At 41.9% G+C, this 17,559-nt stretch carries 13 protein-coding genes; 6 read left to right on the forward strand and 7 right to left on the reverse strand.

Annotated elements, in window-relative coordinates; genetic code table 11:
- The first annotated feature begins 89 nt into the window (after window positions 1-89).
- A complete protein-coding gene (locus tag AAEU31_RS06600; RefSeq protein WP_135926032.1) occupies window positions 90-686 on the forward strand; it encodes a TIGR04211 family SH3 domain-containing protein in 597 nt (198 codons plus the stop codon).
- A 52-nt stretch (window positions 687-738) separates the two neighbouring features.
- Here AAEU31_RS06600 and AAEU31_RS06605 read toward each other — a convergent pair whose 3' ends face one another.
- Window positions 739-1,221 (reverse strand): winged helix-turn-helix transcriptional regulator, encoded by a 483-nt coding sequence (locus tag AAEU31_RS06605; RefSeq protein WP_135926033.1) that lies wholly within the window; start codon window positions 1,219-1,221, stop codon window positions 739-741.
- A 166-nt stretch (window positions 1,222-1,387) separates the two neighbouring features.
- On the opposite strand from AAEU31_RS06605, the gene putA reads away from it, so the two are divergent.
- Together putA and AAEU31_RS06615 are read left to right on the forward strand one after the other, a co-directional pair.
- Window positions 1,388-5,191: a bifunctional proline dehydrogenase/L-glutamate gamma-semialdehyde dehydrogenase PutA gene (putA, locus tag AAEU31_RS06610; RefSeq protein ID WP_135926034.1), complete on the forward strand. Its 3,804-nt coding sequence runs from the start codon at window positions 1,388-1,390 to the stop codon at window positions 5,189-5,191.
- A 181-nt stretch (window positions 5,192-5,372) separates the two neighbouring features.
- A complete protein-coding gene (locus tag AAEU31_RS06615; protein ID WP_421966820.1) occupies window positions 5,373-6,581 on the forward strand; it encodes a cyclic di-GMP phosphodiesterase in 1,209 nt (402 codons plus the stop codon).
- 20 nt (window positions 6,582-6,601) lie between these two features.
- Here AAEU31_RS06615 and AAEU31_RS06620 read toward each other — a convergent pair whose 3' ends face one another.
- Both AAEU31_RS06620 and AAEU31_RS06625 read right to left on the reverse strand, forming a co-directional pair.
- Window positions 6,602-7,636 carry a general secretion pathway protein GspB gene (locus AAEU31_RS06620; RefSeq protein ID WP_421966821.1) on the reverse strand — a complete coding sequence of 345 codons (1,035 nt, stop codon included), beginning with the start codon at window positions 7,634-7,636 and terminating at the stop codon, window positions 6,602-6,604.
- Between the two features lie 13 nt (window positions 7,637-7,649).
- Window positions 7,650-8,570 (reverse strand): ExeA family protein, encoded by a 921-nt coding sequence (locus tag AAEU31_RS06625; protein WP_135926037.1) that lies wholly within the window; start codon window positions 8,568-8,570, stop codon window positions 7,650-7,652.
- Between the two features lie 125 nt (window positions 8,571-8,695).
- On the opposite strand from AAEU31_RS06625, the gene AAEU31_RS06630 reads away from it, so the two are divergent.
- Window positions 8,696-9,805 carry a tRNA nucleotidyltransferase/poly(A) polymerase-related protein gene (locus AAEU31_RS06630; RefSeq protein WP_421966822.1) on the forward strand — a complete coding sequence of 370 codons (1,110 nt, stop codon included), beginning with the start codon at window positions 8,696-8,698 and terminating at the stop codon, window positions 9,803-9,805.
- Here AAEU31_RS06630 and AAEU31_RS06635 read toward each other — a convergent pair.
- The 4 genes from AAEU31_RS06635 to AAEU31_RS06650 form a co-directional block, all read right to left on the reverse strand.
- Complete coding sequence (locus AAEU31_RS06635; RefSeq protein WP_421966910.1) at window positions 9,793-10,308, reverse strand: Lcl C-terminal domain-containing protein; 516 nt, start codon at window positions 10,306-10,308, stop codon at window positions 9,793-9,795. The genes AAEU31_RS06630 and AAEU31_RS06635 overlap by 13 nt on opposite strands.
- A 4-nt stretch (window positions 10,309-10,312) precedes the next feature.
- A complete protein-coding gene (locus tag AAEU31_RS06640; RefSeq protein WP_421966823.1) occupies window positions 10,313-11,989 on the reverse strand; it encodes an Lcl C-terminal domain-containing protein in 1,677 nt (558 codons plus the stop codon).
- An 85-nt stretch (window positions 11,990-12,074) separates the two neighbouring features.
- Window positions 12,075-12,407, reverse strand: a complete 333-nt coding sequence (locus tag AAEU31_RS06645; RefSeq protein WP_421966824.1) for a hypothetical protein — start codon at window positions 12,405-12,407, stop codon at window positions 12,075-12,077.
- A gap of 23 nt (window positions 12,408-12,430) precedes the next feature.
- Entirely contained in the window at window positions 12,431-13,141 is a 711-nt protein-coding gene (locus tag AAEU31_RS06650; RefSeq protein ID WP_421966825.1) for a DUF2982 domain-containing protein, read from the reverse strand.
- Between the two features lie 241 nt (window positions 13,142-13,382).
- Here AAEU31_RS06650 and AAEU31_RS06655 point away from each other — a divergent pair, with 241 nt between their 5' ends.
- Together AAEU31_RS06655 and AAEU31_RS06660 are read left to right on the forward strand one after the other, a co-directional pair.
- Window positions 13,383-14,435, forward strand: coding sequence for an efflux RND transporter periplasmic adaptor subunit (locus tag AAEU31_RS06655; protein ID WP_135926312.1), 1,053 nt, complete (start codon window positions 13,383-13,385; stop codon window positions 14,433-14,435).
- Window positions 14,436-14,438: 3 nt separating this feature from the next.
- Window positions 14,439-17,537 (forward strand): efflux RND transporter permease subunit, encoded by a 3,099-nt coding sequence (locus tag AAEU31_RS06660; RefSeq protein ID WP_138557248.1) that lies wholly within the window; start codon window positions 14,439-14,441, stop codon window positions 17,535-17,537.
- The last annotated feature ends 22 nt before the right edge of the window (window positions 17,538-17,559 follow it).

The raw sequence follows: 17,559 nt of genomic DNA on the forward strand, positions 1-17,559 counted from the left end.
TAATAGTTGAAATCCCTACTATCTCTATACATAAAGAAATTATAAATTTGGCCATTTCTAGGCAATGGTTACGTTAACAAGGTAGATTGATGTTAAAACAGTGTATTTTTGGGTTGCTCCTAGCGGCCACCTCTTTTATTAGTTACGCAGAAGAAGCGCCAAGCAGTAACGAAAACACCGCATACATAGTCGATAACCTCTACACCTTTATGCACTCTGGTCCGAGTAAAAACTACCGTATTTTAGGTTCGGTTGATGCAGGTACTCAAGTTACTTTACTGTCAGCTGAAGATAATGGTTATTTTAAAATCCGTGACGACAAAGATCGTGAAGGCTGGGTAGAAGCAAAATTTGTGACTGAAAATGCAGGTATTCAACAGCAGTTTCAAGCATTAAGTAATGATATGACTTTAATGCAAGAGCAACTACGCCAAGCAGAAATTGAACTGCCTCAGTTACAAGAGCAAAATAAAACCCTCACAGAGCAAAACCAAGCACTAAGTGAGCAAATCCAAGCGCTTAAAAACACAATTGAATCTGAGCGCAACGCTAAACAAACAGCCAGTGCAAAAGAAAAACGTCAGCTACTTACCTATGGCGGCGCAATTGCATTTATTGGTTTATTGTTAGGTATTATCCTTACCATTATGTTGTCGCGCCGTAAGCGATATGATGGCTGGGCATAATCTATCAACAATAAAAAAGCACCGTTAGGTGCTTTTTTATTGTCTGTTTAATTTAGATATCAAAGAGCAAACCACTGTCTTGCTTGATTTTCTCAATCACCATATAAGTGTGATGGGTGCCTACCCCCGGTATATCAACTAAATCCCCCAATACCTGACGATATTCATCCATATCTGAAACTCGTACTTTTAATAAATAATCGTAGCCACCTGCGACCATATCGCACTCAACAACTTGTGGGATATTTAAAATATATTCGCGAAAGACTTTAAACACCGATGTATTCGATGTGACAAGTGATACCTGTACATGCGCTAATAAACTTTGATTTAGTTTTGCTTCACTTAGCTTGGCATAATAGCCTTCAATATAGCCCTCTTGTTCAAGACGCTTTACACGGTCAAGACATGGACTTGGGCTTAAATTTACCTGTTTTGCCAGGTTCACATTAGATATTCTGCCATTTTTTTGCAGAGCGTCTAAAATTGCTAAATCGATGCGATCTAACATGCGTAATCTATTCGGACTAGTCATAACAGAATTTTATGCGGCTAAGTTAACGGTATGCCCTGTAAATTATCGTAAATCGAAAAATATAACCAGCATATTCTGCTGGATTTTAATTAGAATGCACGAAATATATCAATGGCAAGAAATGCGTTAATTGTATTTCTCGACTCCACACACCAGAGGGTTACATATGCTATTTAATGGCGATTTGACAACTGAATGTCCAATAAGACAAAAAATCCGTGATTTTTACCGTATTGATGAAAACGCGGTAATTGATCATATTTTGCCTTTGGCTGAAGTAGGCGTGAAAGCGCGTAGCCGAGCGTGGGAACGTGCTCGTCAAATGGTTTTAAATATCCGTCGCGATCAGGATGGTCAAAGCGGTGTAGATGCACTACTTAACGAATTTTCACTATCAAGTGAAGAAGGCGTTGTTTTAATGTGTCTAGCTGAAGCACTACTACGCGTACCAGATAAAGCAACGCAAGAGTCGCTAATTCGTGACAAGCTTGCAAAAGGTGACTGGAGTTCGCACTTAGGTAGCAGTGACTCATTATTTGTAAATGCATCATCTTGGGGTCTGTTAGTAACTGGTAAAATGGTTAACTATAGCGACAAGTCTAAAGAACAACAATTTGGTGTGCTGAAAAAGACCATTGGTCGCTTAGGTGAGCCTGTTATTCGTAAATCTGTGAACTTCGCGATGAAGATCATGGGTAAGCAATTCGTTATGGGGCGTACCATTGACGAAGCGATTGAACGTGCGGCAGATAAAGAACAAAAAGGCTACGTTTACTCATACGATATGCTAGGTGAAGGCGCTCGCACAATGAAAGATGCAGAGCGTTACTTCAACAGCTACATGACGGCTATCCATGCAATTGGTAAAGCGGCAAATGGCCGTGGTCCTATCAAGAGCCCAGGTATCTCAGTTAAGATTTCTGCAATTCACCCACGCTATGAATTCACTCATCGCGAGCGCGTAATCGCTGAAATCGTACCTAAGTTAAAAGAACTTGCCCTTGCAGCGAAAAGCTACGACATCGGCTTCACTGTTGATGCTGAAGAAGCTGATCGTTTAGATATCTCACTAGATGTTATTGAAGCTGTATTTAGTGATGACGATTTAGGTAACTGGAATGGTTTTGGTTTAGCTGTTCAAGCATACCAAAAACGCGCTATTTTTGTGGTTGAGTGGGTTGCTGATCTTGCTCGTCGCGTTGGCCGTAAATTAATGGTTCGCCTTGTTAAAGGTGCATACTGGGATACAGAAATCAAAACTACTCAGCAAGATGGTTTAGATCACTACCCTGTATTTACTCGTAAAGCGACAACTGACGTTTCTTACAAAGCCTGTGCTATCAAGCTACTTGAAGCACGTGATGTGCTTTACCCGCAATTTGCAACACACAATGCTTACACTGCAGCAACTATTTTAGAAGTTGCTAAAGGCGACCACGAAGGCTTTGAATTCCAACGCCTACACGGTATGGGTGAGTCGTTATTCGACCAAATCGTAACCCAAGAAAAAATTCAATGTCGAGTTTATGCGCCTGTTGGTCAACACGAAGACTTACTTGCATACTTAGTTCGTCGTTTATTAGAAAACGGTGCTAACTCATCATTCGTAAATGCGATTGTTGATACTACTAAGCCTGTTGAATCACTTTTACCTGACCCAGTAGAAACACTGCAAGGTTTACGTAACAAGTACAACACGCAAATTAAAATGCCAATTGATTTATATGGTGAAGAACGTGCTAACTCAAAAGGCATGGACTTAACTGATATCAATGTCATCACTCCATTTAAAGAAAATCTAGATGCATGGTTTGCAGAGCATCGTATTGATTTAAATGATGTACCTGAAGGCTCTCTAGCAGTGAAGAATCCAGCAAATCACAAAGAAGTGATTGGTCATGTAAAACTTCACTCTTCTGAAGAGATGACAGCATTATTAGAAAATGCAGAAAAAGCATTTGAATCATGGTCACAAACACCGGTTAAAGAGCGTGCTAACTTACTACGCCGTATTGCTGATATTCTAGAACGTCATCACGATGAGCTAGTTGCTATCTGTATTAAAGAAGCGGGTAAAATTACCAAAGATGGTATTGATGAAGTTCGTGAAGCCGTTGATTTCTGCCGCTATTACGCAGCTCGAGCTGAAGAATTAGCACAAGATGAGCGTTTTGAAGCACGTGGTGTGATCTTATGTATCAGCCCATGGAACTTCCCATTAGCTATCTTCTTAGGCCAAGTTGCTGCTGCAATCGTGACTGGTAACACAGTTATTGCAAAACCTGCTGAACAAACAAGCTTAATAGCCTTACGTACTATCGAGCTTATGTTATCTGTTGGTTTACCTGAGCACGTTGTACAACCTGTTATCGCACGTGGTAGCGATGTAGGTAAAACAATTGTTCCTGATGAGCGAATTCAAGCTGTTATGTTCACAGGTTCAACAGAAACAGGTACGCTTATTTCGCAAACACTTGCTGCGCGTAACGATATTCAAGTACCACTAATTGCAGAAACCGGTGGTCAAAACTGTATGATCGTTGACTCAACGGCTCTACCAGAGCAAGTTGTTGACGATGTGATCAGCTCAGGTTTCCAAAGTGCCGGTCAACGTTGTTCTGCACTACGTGTGTTGTTCTTACAAGAAGATGTTGCTGATGGCATCATCGAAATGCTTAAAGGCGCATTAAAAGAGCTACATGTTGGCGATCCTTCGTTACTTTCGACTGACATTGGTCCTGTAATCGACGAAAAAGCACTGAAAAATTTAAATGAACATGTTGAATACCTAAAAGGTAACGCAACACTTCATTATGAGTGTGAAATTCCTGATAACAACGAAAATGGCGCTTATTTCTTTGCTCCTCGTCTATATGAGATCAAAGACTTATCTGTGCTTAAACGTGAAGTATTTGGCCCTTGTGTACATATCATCCGTTTCAAAGGTACAGAGCTTGATAACGTGATTGATCAAATCAATGGCACTGGCTTTGGCTTAACGATGGGTGTGCATTCACGTATCGAAGAGCGTTGTGAATACTTAGCGAAAATGTCGCGTGCAGGTAACGTTTACATCAACCGTAACATGATTGGTGCGATTGTTGGCGTTCAACCTTTTGGTGGTCGTGGTCTATCAGGTACTGGTCCGAAAGCAGGTGGCCCTAACTACTTACAACGTCTAGTGAAAGAGAAAGCATCACCAGATAACGTGCAAATGACAAACCTAACACCTGATGAGCTAGATACTCACCACTATTCAGGTGCGGCTGAGCAAGTTGCTAAGTTAATGGAAAACTCATTACGTGATGAGAAGATCTGGCGTTCAACACCGTTAAATGACCGAGTTTCGGCTGTGCGTCAATTACTTGCTAAAGTTGCAACCGTTGAAATCATTGATGAGCTTGCTGATGACTTAGCATTAACCCTTGCTGATGCACGTGCGCAGCTTAACCGTCTTGAAAAGCACATGCGTAAACACACTGTGTTGCCTGGGCCTACGGGTGAGTCAAACACGCTACACTTAGAACCACGTGGTTGCGTAGTATGTTATGCAGATAAGAGTACGTCATTTAACTTCTGGGCAATTTCTATTATCACTGCACTTGCGGCTGGTAATACTGTTATCACTGTTGCTTCAGAGTTGTTCTATGACGAAGCTGTGGCGTTTAAAGATAAGTTTATCTCAACAGGTATTGCAGAGGGTGTATTCCAAGTAGCTAAACCTAATCAGTTACAAGCTATTTTAGCGCATCCTCACCTTGCTGGTGCCGTTGTTGCTGCGCGTTCATCTCGCTTAGGCTATTTCAGCCAGCAGTTAGCACAACGTAAAGGTGCAATCCTGCCGGTGATCAGCTCTGAGTACTACGATACGCTAATCAAACGTCTACTAACTGAGAAAACAATCAGTATCGACACGACAGCGTCAGGTGGTAACACATCACTTATGACATTGGTTGAAGACGACGAGTAAATAAGTTTATCTAACTTATTGTCACTTCTAAGGGCCTCCAGCTTGTCAGCTGGGGGCTTTTTTTATAGTCGTTTTTAAGGTTGTCCTGCAGTTTAAAACACCATTAAGTACTATTAATATTTACTGAAATACACATTTTCTGCTAGTTTAATAGTATTGTATCTGAGCAGAAGTAAAGGCCTTGAAAACACTCCCTATCAATCAACTTAAACCTGGCATGTTTGTTCACGGCGTGACAAAACAGACAGGCAAGATCCGTATAAAAAACCAAGGTTGGGTAAAAACACAAGGCAGTATTGATAAGCTTAAGCAAGCTGGTATTTTAGAAATTGAAATCGATCCTGATAAAACGCTAAATCTTGATAGTGACAATAAAATCACTGAAAAACCAAAACCTGCAGCACCAGCCATCTCTTCTGAGCCATTCGATCCATGGCACACTACGCACAGTATGTCGGCAGAGATGACAAAAGCAAATAGTCTTTATACAGAAGCCAAATCACTCCAAAGCAAAGCATTTGCAGACATTCGAGAAGGAAACAAAATTGATGTTGCCCCTTTTCAAGAGCTAGCAAGCGGTTTTATCGATTCTGTGTTTAGAAATCAAGATGCATTAACCTGTATCACTCGCATGCGAGAAAAAGATGCTTACTTACTTGAGCATTCAATTAACGTGTCTATTTTGATCAGCATTTTTGCAAAGCATTTAGGTATCGAAAAATCGATTATTCAAGAACTTGCCACCGGTGCATTACTTCATGATATCGGCAAAATTAATATCCCCGATAAAATACTCAATAAACCGGGTAAATTGACTGATGAAGAGTACCAACTCGTTCAAAATCATGCGCGCTTTAGCAAAGAAATATTAGAGCAGTCTGGCCTCAGTGGTATTGCAGTTGATATTGCAGGCTTTCACCATGAGCGCTTAGATGGTAGTGGGTATCCTTTTGGTAAAAGTGGCGATGAAATAAGCCTGTATGTACGTATGGCCTCGATTGTTGATGTGTATGATGCATTGACCGCGGAAAGAGTCTACAAGGCAGGAATGGAGCCAATCAAAGCATTCAAAATATTAAAAGATGGCTGCCCAGATAGTTTCGATGGTGATTTGGTCACTAAATTTATTCAATGCATTGGTATTCACCCAGTTGGCACATTGGTAAGGCTAGAAAGCCAAAAACTTGGTGTGGTTACTCGCAGCAACCCAACAAGCCCACTTAAACCTCAAGTGAAAGTCTTTTATCACGCTAAACATACCCGATATACAGAAGTACAAGATATCGATTTAGCAAACAGTCGCTGCCACGACAGCCTTGAAGCAGCGGTCAGACCGAGTGAATTTAACATCGATCTGATCCGTTTTTTCAAAAGCTCTATTCTACCTTAAGCTTGACTCGTCATGACTGGCTACTCAGGCCAGTCTTGCAGTGCTTTTAAAGTGAATTCATAGCCATCATAGCTAAGTAAACTCTGCTCTGGCGTGATTTCGATTAACGATAACACACCGATATTATCACCTTCATAAAGCTCACGACCATTGAGTTTTATCCAACGCTTTGATGGCTCAGATGCGTAGATATGCGCTTGGTATTTAAGTGTTGGAATTGCATTTTGAATAGACTCAGGGAGCAGCTCTATCGGATCAGCATAAGACGAATTTTTAGTACTATGCGTTACCTGCGAAGAACGTTGTTGGTCAACATCCTGAACCGCTTGCGCAAAAGCTTTTTTTAACGAATCCGACACTTCGTTTAACTCATCATCTGGCTCAGCTTGCTTAGTTTGATTATTGGCGTTCTCATCAAGAGGCTTACCAAGTACCTTGTATTTACTGTAATCAATGCCATTACTATTTGTCGGTTGTGGTGCAGCTTGCTGCATTTGCATCGGTTGCGAAAACTGTGGCTGCGGCTGATAAGCGGCTTGATTTTGATACACTGGCTGAGCATATTGCGGCTGTGCTTGATTTGCATAAACTGGCACTGTGTTTACAGGCACTTGTACCCACTGGTACTGCTGAGCACCTTGTACAGGAACTTGCTGCATCATGGTTTGTTGCTGAGGGGGTTGTTGCATCATTTGCTGTTGTGCCACCACAGGTTGCGAACCAGACGGTACTTTAGCTACAGAGTTATCTGTTTGAAGTTGCTCTTGATCTTTAGAACCCGCCACATTTTCAGCTGTCGCACTGGGTACTTTTTCATTCTCATTTGCTAGTACTGGCTGCTCAGCAAATGGCTTACTTTGCTGTAACCACTTACCAATCGAAAAACCAGCCATTAGCGTTAAAATTGCAGCCAGTAATAACCCAAATGAAAAGGCTAAACGCTTATAGCGTGTTAACTCTTGCTGCTGTTTAAGCTGTAAAGCAGCCTGATCGTGATCAACGGCTGTTTGCTCATGTTGAGCCGATTGTTTTATTGCATCTAAAAGTAATGACATAATTGATCACTCGTTAAATTAGGTAGGATAAACCAATACCCATTCCTAATACGGCTAAAAATGAAACAGGATAAAGCCATACATAGCTCGGCTCTCGAGCACCTTTAGGTATAACTTCAGTGCTCGTCGGCGGCAATGCCTCTTCGGCCGAACGCATCACAAGCTCACTGTCTATGGTAAGTTTTTGCTGCGAAAAAGCCCCCACCAAACAACGCTCACACAATAAATTGATTAATCTAGGTACGCCTTGAGTAACTTGATAAATCGCTTTTAACGCATCACCTGAGAACAAGGCTTGCTCAGTGCCCGCTTTAAACAAGCGGTGCTTTACATAGGCAAATACTTGCCCTTCAGTCAGTGGCAGTAGGTGGTAACGTGCCGTAATACGCTGGGCAAGTTGTCGAAGTTCAGTACGTTTTAAAAGCTCCTGTAGCTCTGGCTGCCCTACTAACACAATTTGCAGCAGCTTTTTGTGATCGGTTTCGATGTTGGTCAGTAAGCGCAACTGCTCAAGCACATCTGGTGCGAGTAATTGCGCTTCATCAATAATTAAGATGGTATGGCCACCAGCTTGGTTATTTGCCTCAAGGTGCTTTTTAATCACATCAGTGAGGGTTTTTAATGTCGCGTTGTCACTGTCGTAATCAATTTTCAGTTCGTCGCAAATACTGGCAAGCAACTCTAGCTGCGACAAAGCTGGATTATGGATTTGCGCTACTTGGGTGTTTTCAGGCAACTGCTCGTGCAGGCTTCTTATTAATGTTGTTTTACCTGTACCGACTTCACCTGTTAATAGCACAAAGCCACCCGCTTCACCGAGTCCATAAGTAAGGTGTGCCAACGCCTCTTTATGGCGTTCACTCAGAAATAAATACTCAGGATTGGGGGCAATCGAAAAAGGTTTTTCTGACAAGCCGAAATAGCTTAAATACACCGTGATATTCCTTGCGTTTAAAATCACCGCCTATAATGGCAAAAAACAACGCTACTTAAAACCTTGTTCGCATTTTATTGAACAAATAACGTAAAATACTGAAAACACAAAATTGAAGGTGATCTATGCAGGTTTATTTAGTCGGTGGAGCAGTCAGAGACGCTCTACTTGGTCGTGAAATTAAAGAACGCGATTATGTGGTTGTCGGCGCCACACCTGAACAGCTAATAAACCAAGGTTTCCAACAAGTTGGCAAAGATTTCCCGGTGTTTTTGCACCCAAAAACCAAAGAAGAATATGCGCTTGCTCGCACCGAGCGCAAACAAGGGCAAGGCTATACAGGGTTCATCTGTGATTTCACTCCAGACGTAACTCTAGAGCAAGATTTAATTCGCCGTGATTTAACCGTCAATGCCATTGCTCAAGCCGAAGATGGCAGCTTAGTTGACCCATTCGGTGGCCAAGATGACATCAAAAAGCGTGTATTACGTCATGTATCCGATGCATTTAGCGAAGACCCATTACGGATATTGCGTGTAGCGCGTTTTGCTGCTCGGTATCATTACTTGGGCTTTACCATTGCCCCCGAAACTAAACAGTTGCTCATTGCTATGGTTAAAGCGGGTGAGCTTACAACTCTCACTGCAGAGCGAGTGTGGTTAGAGTGTGAAAAGTCATTAAGCGATGGTGCATTTAGCGATTTTTTAAATGTTCTTGCAAGTATTGGTGGCCTGAGTGTGATCAGTGCAGAGCTTGAAAAACAGTGGAATGAGGATATTTATAAAACACTCAAAGCTCGGTTCGATTATGCTAATAACCATCAGTTGCATGATACTGCACTCTTATTCAGCCAAGTAACGCTAAGTTTATCTAGTCAGGAAATTAACAGTATCGCAAATACAATTCGCTTACCGAATGAAGTACGCGATCTGGCTATTAACGCGCAAACCCATCAAGCGGTTTTAGCTAGCGAACAGCCTAGTTGCGACGAGGTTTTTAACTGCTTTAACCAGCTTGATTTATGGCGACGCCCAGAGCGTTTTCAACAGGTACTTAAAGTGTTAGAAATCAGTTTACAGCACCCCGTACCATGCCATGAGTCGTTAACACTTGCAGCAAATCAAGCAAAGGCTGTTAACCCTCAGCAATTTATCGCACAAGGTATTAAAGGGGCCGATATAAAAACCGCGCTCGAACAAGCGCGGCTCAGCGCCATTAGTCGTTACTTCTCGTAACGTACAAGGCGTAAATAAATATCCGATGTTTTAGCATGTAAACTGTTGATACCTTTATCAAACTGATACACCCACGCTAAATCACTGCGAGTTATACCGGATGTGCTACTCCAGTAGTTTTGCAGCTTAGTTGATAAAAATACTGTTTCGTTAATGCTAGGCTGCACACAACTATGCTCTAAGATGCTTGCCAGTTCTTTAATATTAGGAACATGCCAATCAGAATAACCAGCGAATGTAGCATTTTTAGCACCTCGTAGCGCTTCACCCCATGTTAATTGCTGGCTGGTGCCTTCACATGCATCAATATCGCTATTATAGCTTTGCCCAAAAGTACAACGCTGCCACATCAAACCCGTTTTAATATCGCTAACAGTACCATCGATATGCGTGACAAAGCGGCTTGTTGGGGTTGTTTCGGTTGCTGCATCATAACAAACCTGAGCACTGACAATGCTCGGTACACTAACCAGTAAAGTAACGGCTGCAAATAGATATTTCATCATTTTACTCTCCCGGAGTTCTTACTAAACGCACAAAAGCCGTGTTGCCTTTTGGATAAGCTAAGTCATTCGCGTTACTCATATTTATGATATACGCTTGCGACAAACTGGTACCATCCGCTGCAGTTTGTGAAGTCCAGTACGGCATGAATGCACTGCCATCAGTACTTAATTGCATTGCATTTGGCTGATTGGGGAAAAACTCAGTTGATAGTAAACTTGTGCCACCTTGTTTAGCATAATCGAGTAACCCGAGTAACTCAGTATAAGTAGGAACACGCCAATTCGTTCCGCCGCAGAAGTCAGTGGCATTCACTTCATTCACATAAGTTTGTAAACCACACGATGTTGCACTTGGGCAAGTTGAATTTGCAGCGCCTTGAACGCTGCCTGCTTGAATGCCGTTTGAAGTCGTTAAATACCAAGTATAGTGGTTAGTCGCAGCGCGAGTTGTTGTGGCTGGAGGTAGCACTGTGCTTGGGGATTTTACTTCCCAAATTAATCCTGTAACGTTATCTCGAACACAACTAAATGTGGTCGCATCATCAGGTAGTTCATCAGCAAATTCATTCATTTTTGTGAAATCGAATGCTAAATCGCCCTGACCAATTTTATCCAGTTGGTTTGCAACGCTATCGCGACCAAGATCCGCATCTTGATCTGGAAAATCACCGCTCTTACAGTTTATTTTTTGTGAATTGTTATAGCAATCACTCATGCCAGTATCGTTAATTAAACCAAGCGGTTTTGGGCTAATATCGATAGTCACTGTGTCGGTGTCACTACGCGATTTACTGTCTGTTACTGTTACTTCAAAGCTAAGCTCGGTATCGGTATCAACATCAGGGGCAACAAAAGTGGTAATACATTGATTTTGATTAGCAAGAGTGACTGTTTCGCCACTCATTTGCTGCCAAAAACACTCTTTTGTTGCGGTAACAATTTCGCTACCACTGGCATCAAGAGTGACCATATCAAACTCAATTACTTGTTGATCTTCACCGGCATTGGCAATAATCACTTCAAGAGTTTTGTTTAAGGTAAATGTTTGCTCGGTACTGGCTGAACCGCCTTCGTCATCAGTCACCGTGAGTCGCCAAGTAATTGGCGTATTTGATTCAAGTAATGGGTGGGTAAAACTGATTGTTTGATTTTCAAAGCTATCAACGATGAGCTCTGGGCCATCGAGTTTATTCCAAAGATAGCTGTCAACGGAGCCATTTTCGTCAATATCGATTGACTCTGCACCACTAAGTACGATTGTGTCGTTATATTGTGATGGCAGCTCTTCCGGGGCAATTTGAGTGATTACAGCGACAGGTAATTGATTATTAGAGGTAATAAAAATACTCACCTCGTCAGAAACCAGTTGCCCATCCGTCGTTTGATAATTAACTCTCAGAATAAGCTCTGAATCTAATTTAATATCGGGAGCAGTCAGTGTTTGCTCAGCTCCTTGTGCTGGAAAGCCTTCAATAACAGGACCACTGACGCGTTGCCATGTAAACGTACCATCAGCGGGAGAGCCCTTCGCAGAAACCGTAAACTCACTTTTTTCGATAATTTGCTGATCAAGACCTGCATTAACAGTCGCTGCAAGTGGGGTTTCAGTTGAACCACCTCCTCCGCCACAGGCCGATAGTGCCGTTAATGCAACAAAGGTAAGAAGCACTAATCTCATATTTACCACCTTAAATTAACCACGCCAATTTATTAGGAACTGACAAATAAGGAAGTAATAAGCAAATTAAGTGCCAAGCTAAGGGTTATAGGTAACTTTCTTGGTGGATACGGACAAACAATTTAGTACCGACTTTACTGTAGTCTACTTTGTACTCTCTGCCATCAAGGGCTTGAATAAACAGTAATCGCTTTTCTTCTGCAAACACATCAGTGCTTGAAATATAAACCATTTCTAAATAACGTTCTTTGGCTTCACGGCGGTTTTTTGGCAGTTCATCTTTGAACGGCTCTAGGCCATTTTGGGTCACTTTAATTCGTGGGTGAGTGTCGCCATTGACGATCACCAAGTCGAGCTTCTTATCTTTATGAATAATCGTGTTGCGACCGCTTTTAATAAAAGCACGTTCTTGACTCATAGCCTGTTCCTACTTACTACCACCTACTGCTTATTATTTAAGCGAGTATTAATAAACTTGTTTGGGTTTAACTTCCAACGATTTAAATCTGCACTAAATTGCCAAATGTCAGTATCAAGAACATTGGCAGGCAATAATAAATCATATCCAGTCAATTGCCTTAAATGCTGCGTGCGATTAGCAAACATAGCAATCAATCCTTTGTAAAGCTGACCACTTGGGGCAGTGTATTCCGTGTCTTCTATAAGCCATTCTGATGGGCAATCGCCATTTTTGCAATGATTTTTAATAACTTGCATAAATAAATGACGTTGCTCTATCAATAATCGCCCGGCAATTCTGGGAGGGAGCTGCGTTAAAAATTCATCTATATTATTGAGTTTAATACCAACTGCGTTTAACTCAAGGTATTCGAGGTCTAGATGCACTTTTGGTATACCACTTTGGTAAAAATTATCGCGATTCAGCTGCCAATTGCCAGCTTTATGATGAAAAATAAGTAATTTCCCAGAAAAAGTAAAACTATAATATGGTTCTTGAGTCTTTAAAAAGCCAATGAAAATAGCGGCAATACAACTTGTTGCTAAAAATATTTCGATAATGCTGATCTCACCTGGCCTAAGCAGGTTAATCAACATAATAAACACCAACCCAATGCCCCCAACAAGTAAACATTCAATACCATGTCGAGATGCTTGGGCTCGCACTCGCAAAATAGGGGTTTGCTTATCCATAAAACGAAAAATAAAAAATAAACATAACAATAGTGACCAAAACTATCTTTCGGATCGTTAAACAATAGTTACACTTTGGTTCTTTACCCACACCAAAACCTCTCTTTTCATCTCATAAAAGGAACAAATTTGCCGAACTTTTAACTTTTACGCCAAATTCACAAATAAACGAGATATCTGACATACGTGGCACGTACTAATTTTGTACACTACTCTCAACTAATTTTCTGGTAACACGATGATGTATTCTACACAATCCGGTAAAGCTCTTTTTCCTTTTATTATCACACTATTGCTAGGGTTATGTATTTATTTGTACTTACCTTCAAGTCAAGGCGAGCAATCAAATTTTGGCGATCGCACAACGCAAGTAAAAGCACACACAGTCACCGCTGAAGAAAACGCAGTCCTTATTGAAGCAATAGGTAGCGCACGTGCCAATCAGGCTATTTACATACGAAGCGCTCAAAACGATTATGTTACTGACATCTTTTTCAATGATGGCGACTTAGTAAGTAAAGGTCAAAAACTCGTACAATTACAAGCACAAGAAGAAGAACTCGCCGTTAAAGAGTTAAGTATCAACCTACGCGAAGAAAAACGCCAATTAGACCGTCTAACCGAGCTTTCACGCTCGCAAGCAACCGCTAAATCGTTATTAGAAGAGCAACTTTCACGCGTAGACGCAACCGAAGCACAACTTGAAAGTGCAAAAACAAAGCTTGCTGAAATGACCATCAAAGCGCCCTTCACAGGATTACTTGGCAAGCGCGAAATTTCTATCGGTACTTACGTTAACAACACTACCAACATCACCACCCTTGATGATATCAGCATCATTAAAGTTGATTTTAAAGTACCTGAAAAGTACTTAGCGCAATTACAACTGGGTATGAAAGTGATGACGCAAAATGATGCTTATCCTGATAAAACCTTCACAGGTAAAGTGACCCACATCAGCTCGCGCATAGATTCTGTTACTCGCAGCGTTGAAGTCACCGCAAGCTTTATTAACGAAAGCGGTTTATTACGACCTGGTATGCTGTTAAACACCGCATTGGAGCTAAGCTCAAGTCAGGCATTAATGGTGCCAGAAAAAGCCGTGATCCCTCAACAAGACAAACACTACGTATTCCAAATTGAAGACGGTGTAGCAAACAAAGTAGAAGTACATGTTGCTGGTCGTCATGATGGTTGGGTTGCTATTGATAAAGGTCTTGAAAATGGTCAACAAGTTGTGACCGAGGGCATTATTAAAATTCGTACCGGCAGTAAAGTTAGTATCAAGGGATAAACCATGAAAATTACAGATACTAGCGTTAAACGCCCGGTTTTTGCGATCGTAATAAACCTGTTATTACTCACCTTTGGTTTGGTGGCATTTTCAATGCTACCACTGCGTGAATACCCTGATATTGAAACGCCAATAGTTAGTGTAAGCACTGACTATACCGGTGCCAGTGCAGAAATTATCGAAACTAAAATCACCCAAGTACTCGAAAATCGCATTTCGGGTATTGAGGGCATCAAAAGCATTAACTCATCAAGCCGCAATGGTCGCTCTAACATCACCATTGAGTTTAATATCAGCCGCGACATTGATGCCGCATCTAACGATGTACGCGAACGTGTAGCCCGCGCGCTTGATAGCTTACCAGAGCAGGTTCGCCCGCCTGAGGTCTCTAAATCAAACAGTGATGAAAGCCCAATCGCGTGGTTCGTACTAAACAGTACCACCATGGATTCATTGCAGTTATCTGATTACGCACAACGCTTTATTGTTGATCGATTAGCCGTTGTTGATGGTGTCTCTAACGTGCGCGTTGGTGGTGAGCGTAAATACGCTATGAAAATCTGGTTAAACCGTAAAGCGATGGCTGCACGCGGCATTACCAGTAGCGATATTGAAAATACATTACGTACAGAAAACGTTGAATTACCCGCCGGTGAAATTGAATCTATCGACCGTGACTTTACAGTACGTACCGCGCGTAGTTATAAAGATCAGCGAGATTTTAGAAATTTAGTAATTAAACGTGGTGAAGATGGCTATTTAGTGCGATTAGGTGAGGTAGCTGATGTTCATTTAGAAGCCGCTGACGACGAAAGCCTGTTCCGTGGTAATGGCCGTAACATGATTGGTTTGGGTATTGTAAAACAAGCCAAAGCGAACACGCTTACCGTGGTTGATAACGCCCGTGCTGAGCTCGAAAAAATTAAGCGTAATTTGCCAGAAGGCACCACTATTCAAGACAGCTACGACTCATCAATTTTCATCAAAGAATCAATTGACGAAGTATATAGAACGCTTGCGATTTCAATGGCGCTGGTAGTGTTAGTTATCTACTTATTTTTAGGTAATATTCGCGCAACGCTTATCCCTGCTGTGACAGTACCTGTTGCGTTAGTGGGTAGCTTTATGTTCTTGCTTGCTATGGGCTACTCAATCAACTTATTAACTCTGCTAGCACTGGTATTGGCTATCGGTTTAGTGGTAGATGACGCGATTGTTATGCTAGAAAATATTCACCGCCGCATTGAGTTAGGCGAGCCACCTTTATTGGCTGCGTTCCGTGGTGCTCGTGAAGTTGGTTTTGCGATTATTGCCACTACCCTCGTCCTCATCTCTGTGTTCGTACCGCTGGTGTTTATGGATGGCCGTATTGGTGCTTTATTTACCGAGTTTGCGATGGCTGTTAGTGCTGCTGTGTTCTTTTCTAGTATTACGGCATTAACACTTTCTCCGGCACTGTGTTCAAAAGTACTCAAGGCTTCTGAAAAAGAGAGTAAATTTAGCCAGTGGATGGATAAAACCTTCGCCAAAATCGAAAATGCTTATCGTAACTCACTTACTTCTAATATGGGCCGTAAGTGGAGCTTACTACTAACCATGATTTTGGCCGGTGTTGCCAGCTTTATGCTATTTCAAAAAGTACCATCAGAGCTTACGCCAAAAGAAGACCGTGGTACTTTCTTTATCATGATGAGTGGGCCTGAGGGTGCAAGTTATGAAAATAACGCAGCCAACATGGCGAAAATTGAAGAACGTTTAATGCCTTACTCAGAGTCTGGCGAATTAAGCCGAGTGCTTGTTCGTGTGCCTGGCTGGGGTGGTCAAGGTGGTGTTGCTATCATTGGCATGGCTGACTGGGATAAGCGTAAGCGCTCAACCTGGGAAGTGATGGACGAGATAAGCAGTAAAATGACCGAAGTAACTGATGTGCGTGCGTTTGCAATTATGCGCCGTGGTATTGGCGGCGGTGGCTCATCACGTCCTATTGAGTTTGTACTGCAAGGTAATGATTACGACCAACTAGCCGATTGGCGAGACCGCATTATTAAGCGTGCAGAGAAAAACCCAGGCTTGGTAAGAATCGACCATGATTATAAAGAAACATTCCCGCAGTTTTTAATCAACATTGATAAAAACAAAGCAGCGGATTTAGGGGTTTCGGTGTCTGATGTAGGCCGCACTCTCGAGACCATGTTGGGGCAGCGCCGCGTAACAACCTTTATTGACCGTGGTGAAGAATACGATGTGATACTAAAAGGTACCAAAGAAGACTTTGCGAACCCGACCGATATCTCAAATATCTACTTAAAATCACGCAGTGGCGAATTAGTGCCGCTAGATAGCTTAATTAGCTTAAAAGAAGAAGCCACCGCATCGCGTTTAAATCGTTATAACCGTATGCGCGCAATTACGTTAAGTGCAAACTTAGCCGATGGTTATACCCTAGAAGAAGCGCTTAATTTCTTAAATCAAGTTGCCGCGGAAGAAAACGACATCGATGGTGCAATTGACTATAAAGGTGAGTCGCAACTGTTCTATGAAGGCGCATCAGCAATGACCTATGTGTTTATTCTTGCGCTCACAGTAACTTTCTTAGTTCTTGCTGCACAGTTCGAAAGCTTTATTCACCCATTTGTGATTATGTTGACTGTTCCGCTTGGCTTAGTCGGCGCATTATTTGGCCTTTGGTACACAGATCTCACTCTGAACATTTACAGCCAAATTGGTATCGTAATGCTGATTGGTTTAAGCGCGAAAAACGGTATCTTAATCGTTGAGTTTGCCAACCAACTGCGTGATAAAGGCGTTGAATTTAACGAAGCGATTACCCAAGCGGCAACGCAGCGTTTACGCCCGATTATTATGACCTCACTGACCACAGTTATGAGCTCGGTACCACTGGTACTTGCAAGTGGCCCGGGTGCAGAGAGCCGTATGGTAATTGGTGTGGTGGTATTTACAGGTGTAATAGTGGCAACCTTACTAACTCTATTTGTTGTGCCAGCAGCATATACTGCCCTAGCCCGTAATACTCAGTCGCCTGAGTATTTACAAAGCAAGTTAGAGCAACAAGCTAAAGACAAACCGTTGGAAGAAATTTAGAACTGTCTTTAAGCAACAATAA

Origin of the sequence: Pseudoalteromonas thalassia, from assembly GCF_049257215.1 — a bacterium.
Taxonomy (GTDB): domain Bacteria; phylum Pseudomonadota; class Gammaproteobacteria; order Enterobacterales; family Alteromonadaceae; genus Pseudoalteromonas; species Pseudoalteromonas lipolytica_C.

Coding starts and splice junctions, on each gene's coding strand:
- AAEU31_RS06660 (WP_138557248.1), top strand. CDS start 14,439: ATGAAAATTACAGATACTAGCGTTAAACGCCCGGTTTTTGCGATCGTA.
- AAEU31_RS06655 (WP_135926312.1), top strand. CDS start 13,383: ATGTATTCTACACAATCCGGTAAAGCTCTTTTTCCTTTTATTATCACA.
- AAEU31_RS06645 (WP_421966824.1), bottom strand. CDS start 12,407: ATGAGTCAAGAACGTGCTTTTATTAAAAGCGGTCGCAACACGATTATT.
- AAEU31_RS06635 (WP_421966910.1), bottom strand. CDS start 10,308: ATGAAATATCTATTTGCAGCCGTTACTTTACTGGTTAGTGTACCGAGC.
- AAEU31_RS06640 (WP_421966823.1), bottom strand. CDS start 11,989: ATGAGATTAGTGCTTCTTACCTTTGTTGCATTAACGGCACTATCGGCC.
- AAEU31_RS06620 (WP_421966821.1), bottom strand. CDS start 7,636: ATGTCATTACTTTTAGATGCAATAAAACAATCGGCTCAACATGAGCAA.
- putA (WP_135926034.1), top strand. CDS start 1,388: ATGCTATTTAATGGCGATTTGACAACTGAATGTCCAATAAGACAAAAA.
- AAEU31_RS06630 (WP_421966822.1), top strand. CDS start 8,696: ATGCAGGTTTATTTAGTCGGTGGAGCAGTCAGAGACGCTCTACTTGGT.
- AAEU31_RS06600 (WP_135926032.1), top strand. CDS start 90: ATGTTAAAACAGTGTATTTTTGGGTTGCTCCTAGCGGCCACCTCTTTT.
- AAEU31_RS06650 (WP_421966825.1), bottom strand. CDS start 13,141: ATGGATAAGCAAACCCCTATTTTGCGAGTGCGAGCCCAAGCATCTCGA.
- AAEU31_RS06605 (WP_135926033.1), bottom strand. CDS start 1,221: ATGACTAGTCCGAATAGATTACGCATGTTAGATCGCATCGATTTAGCA.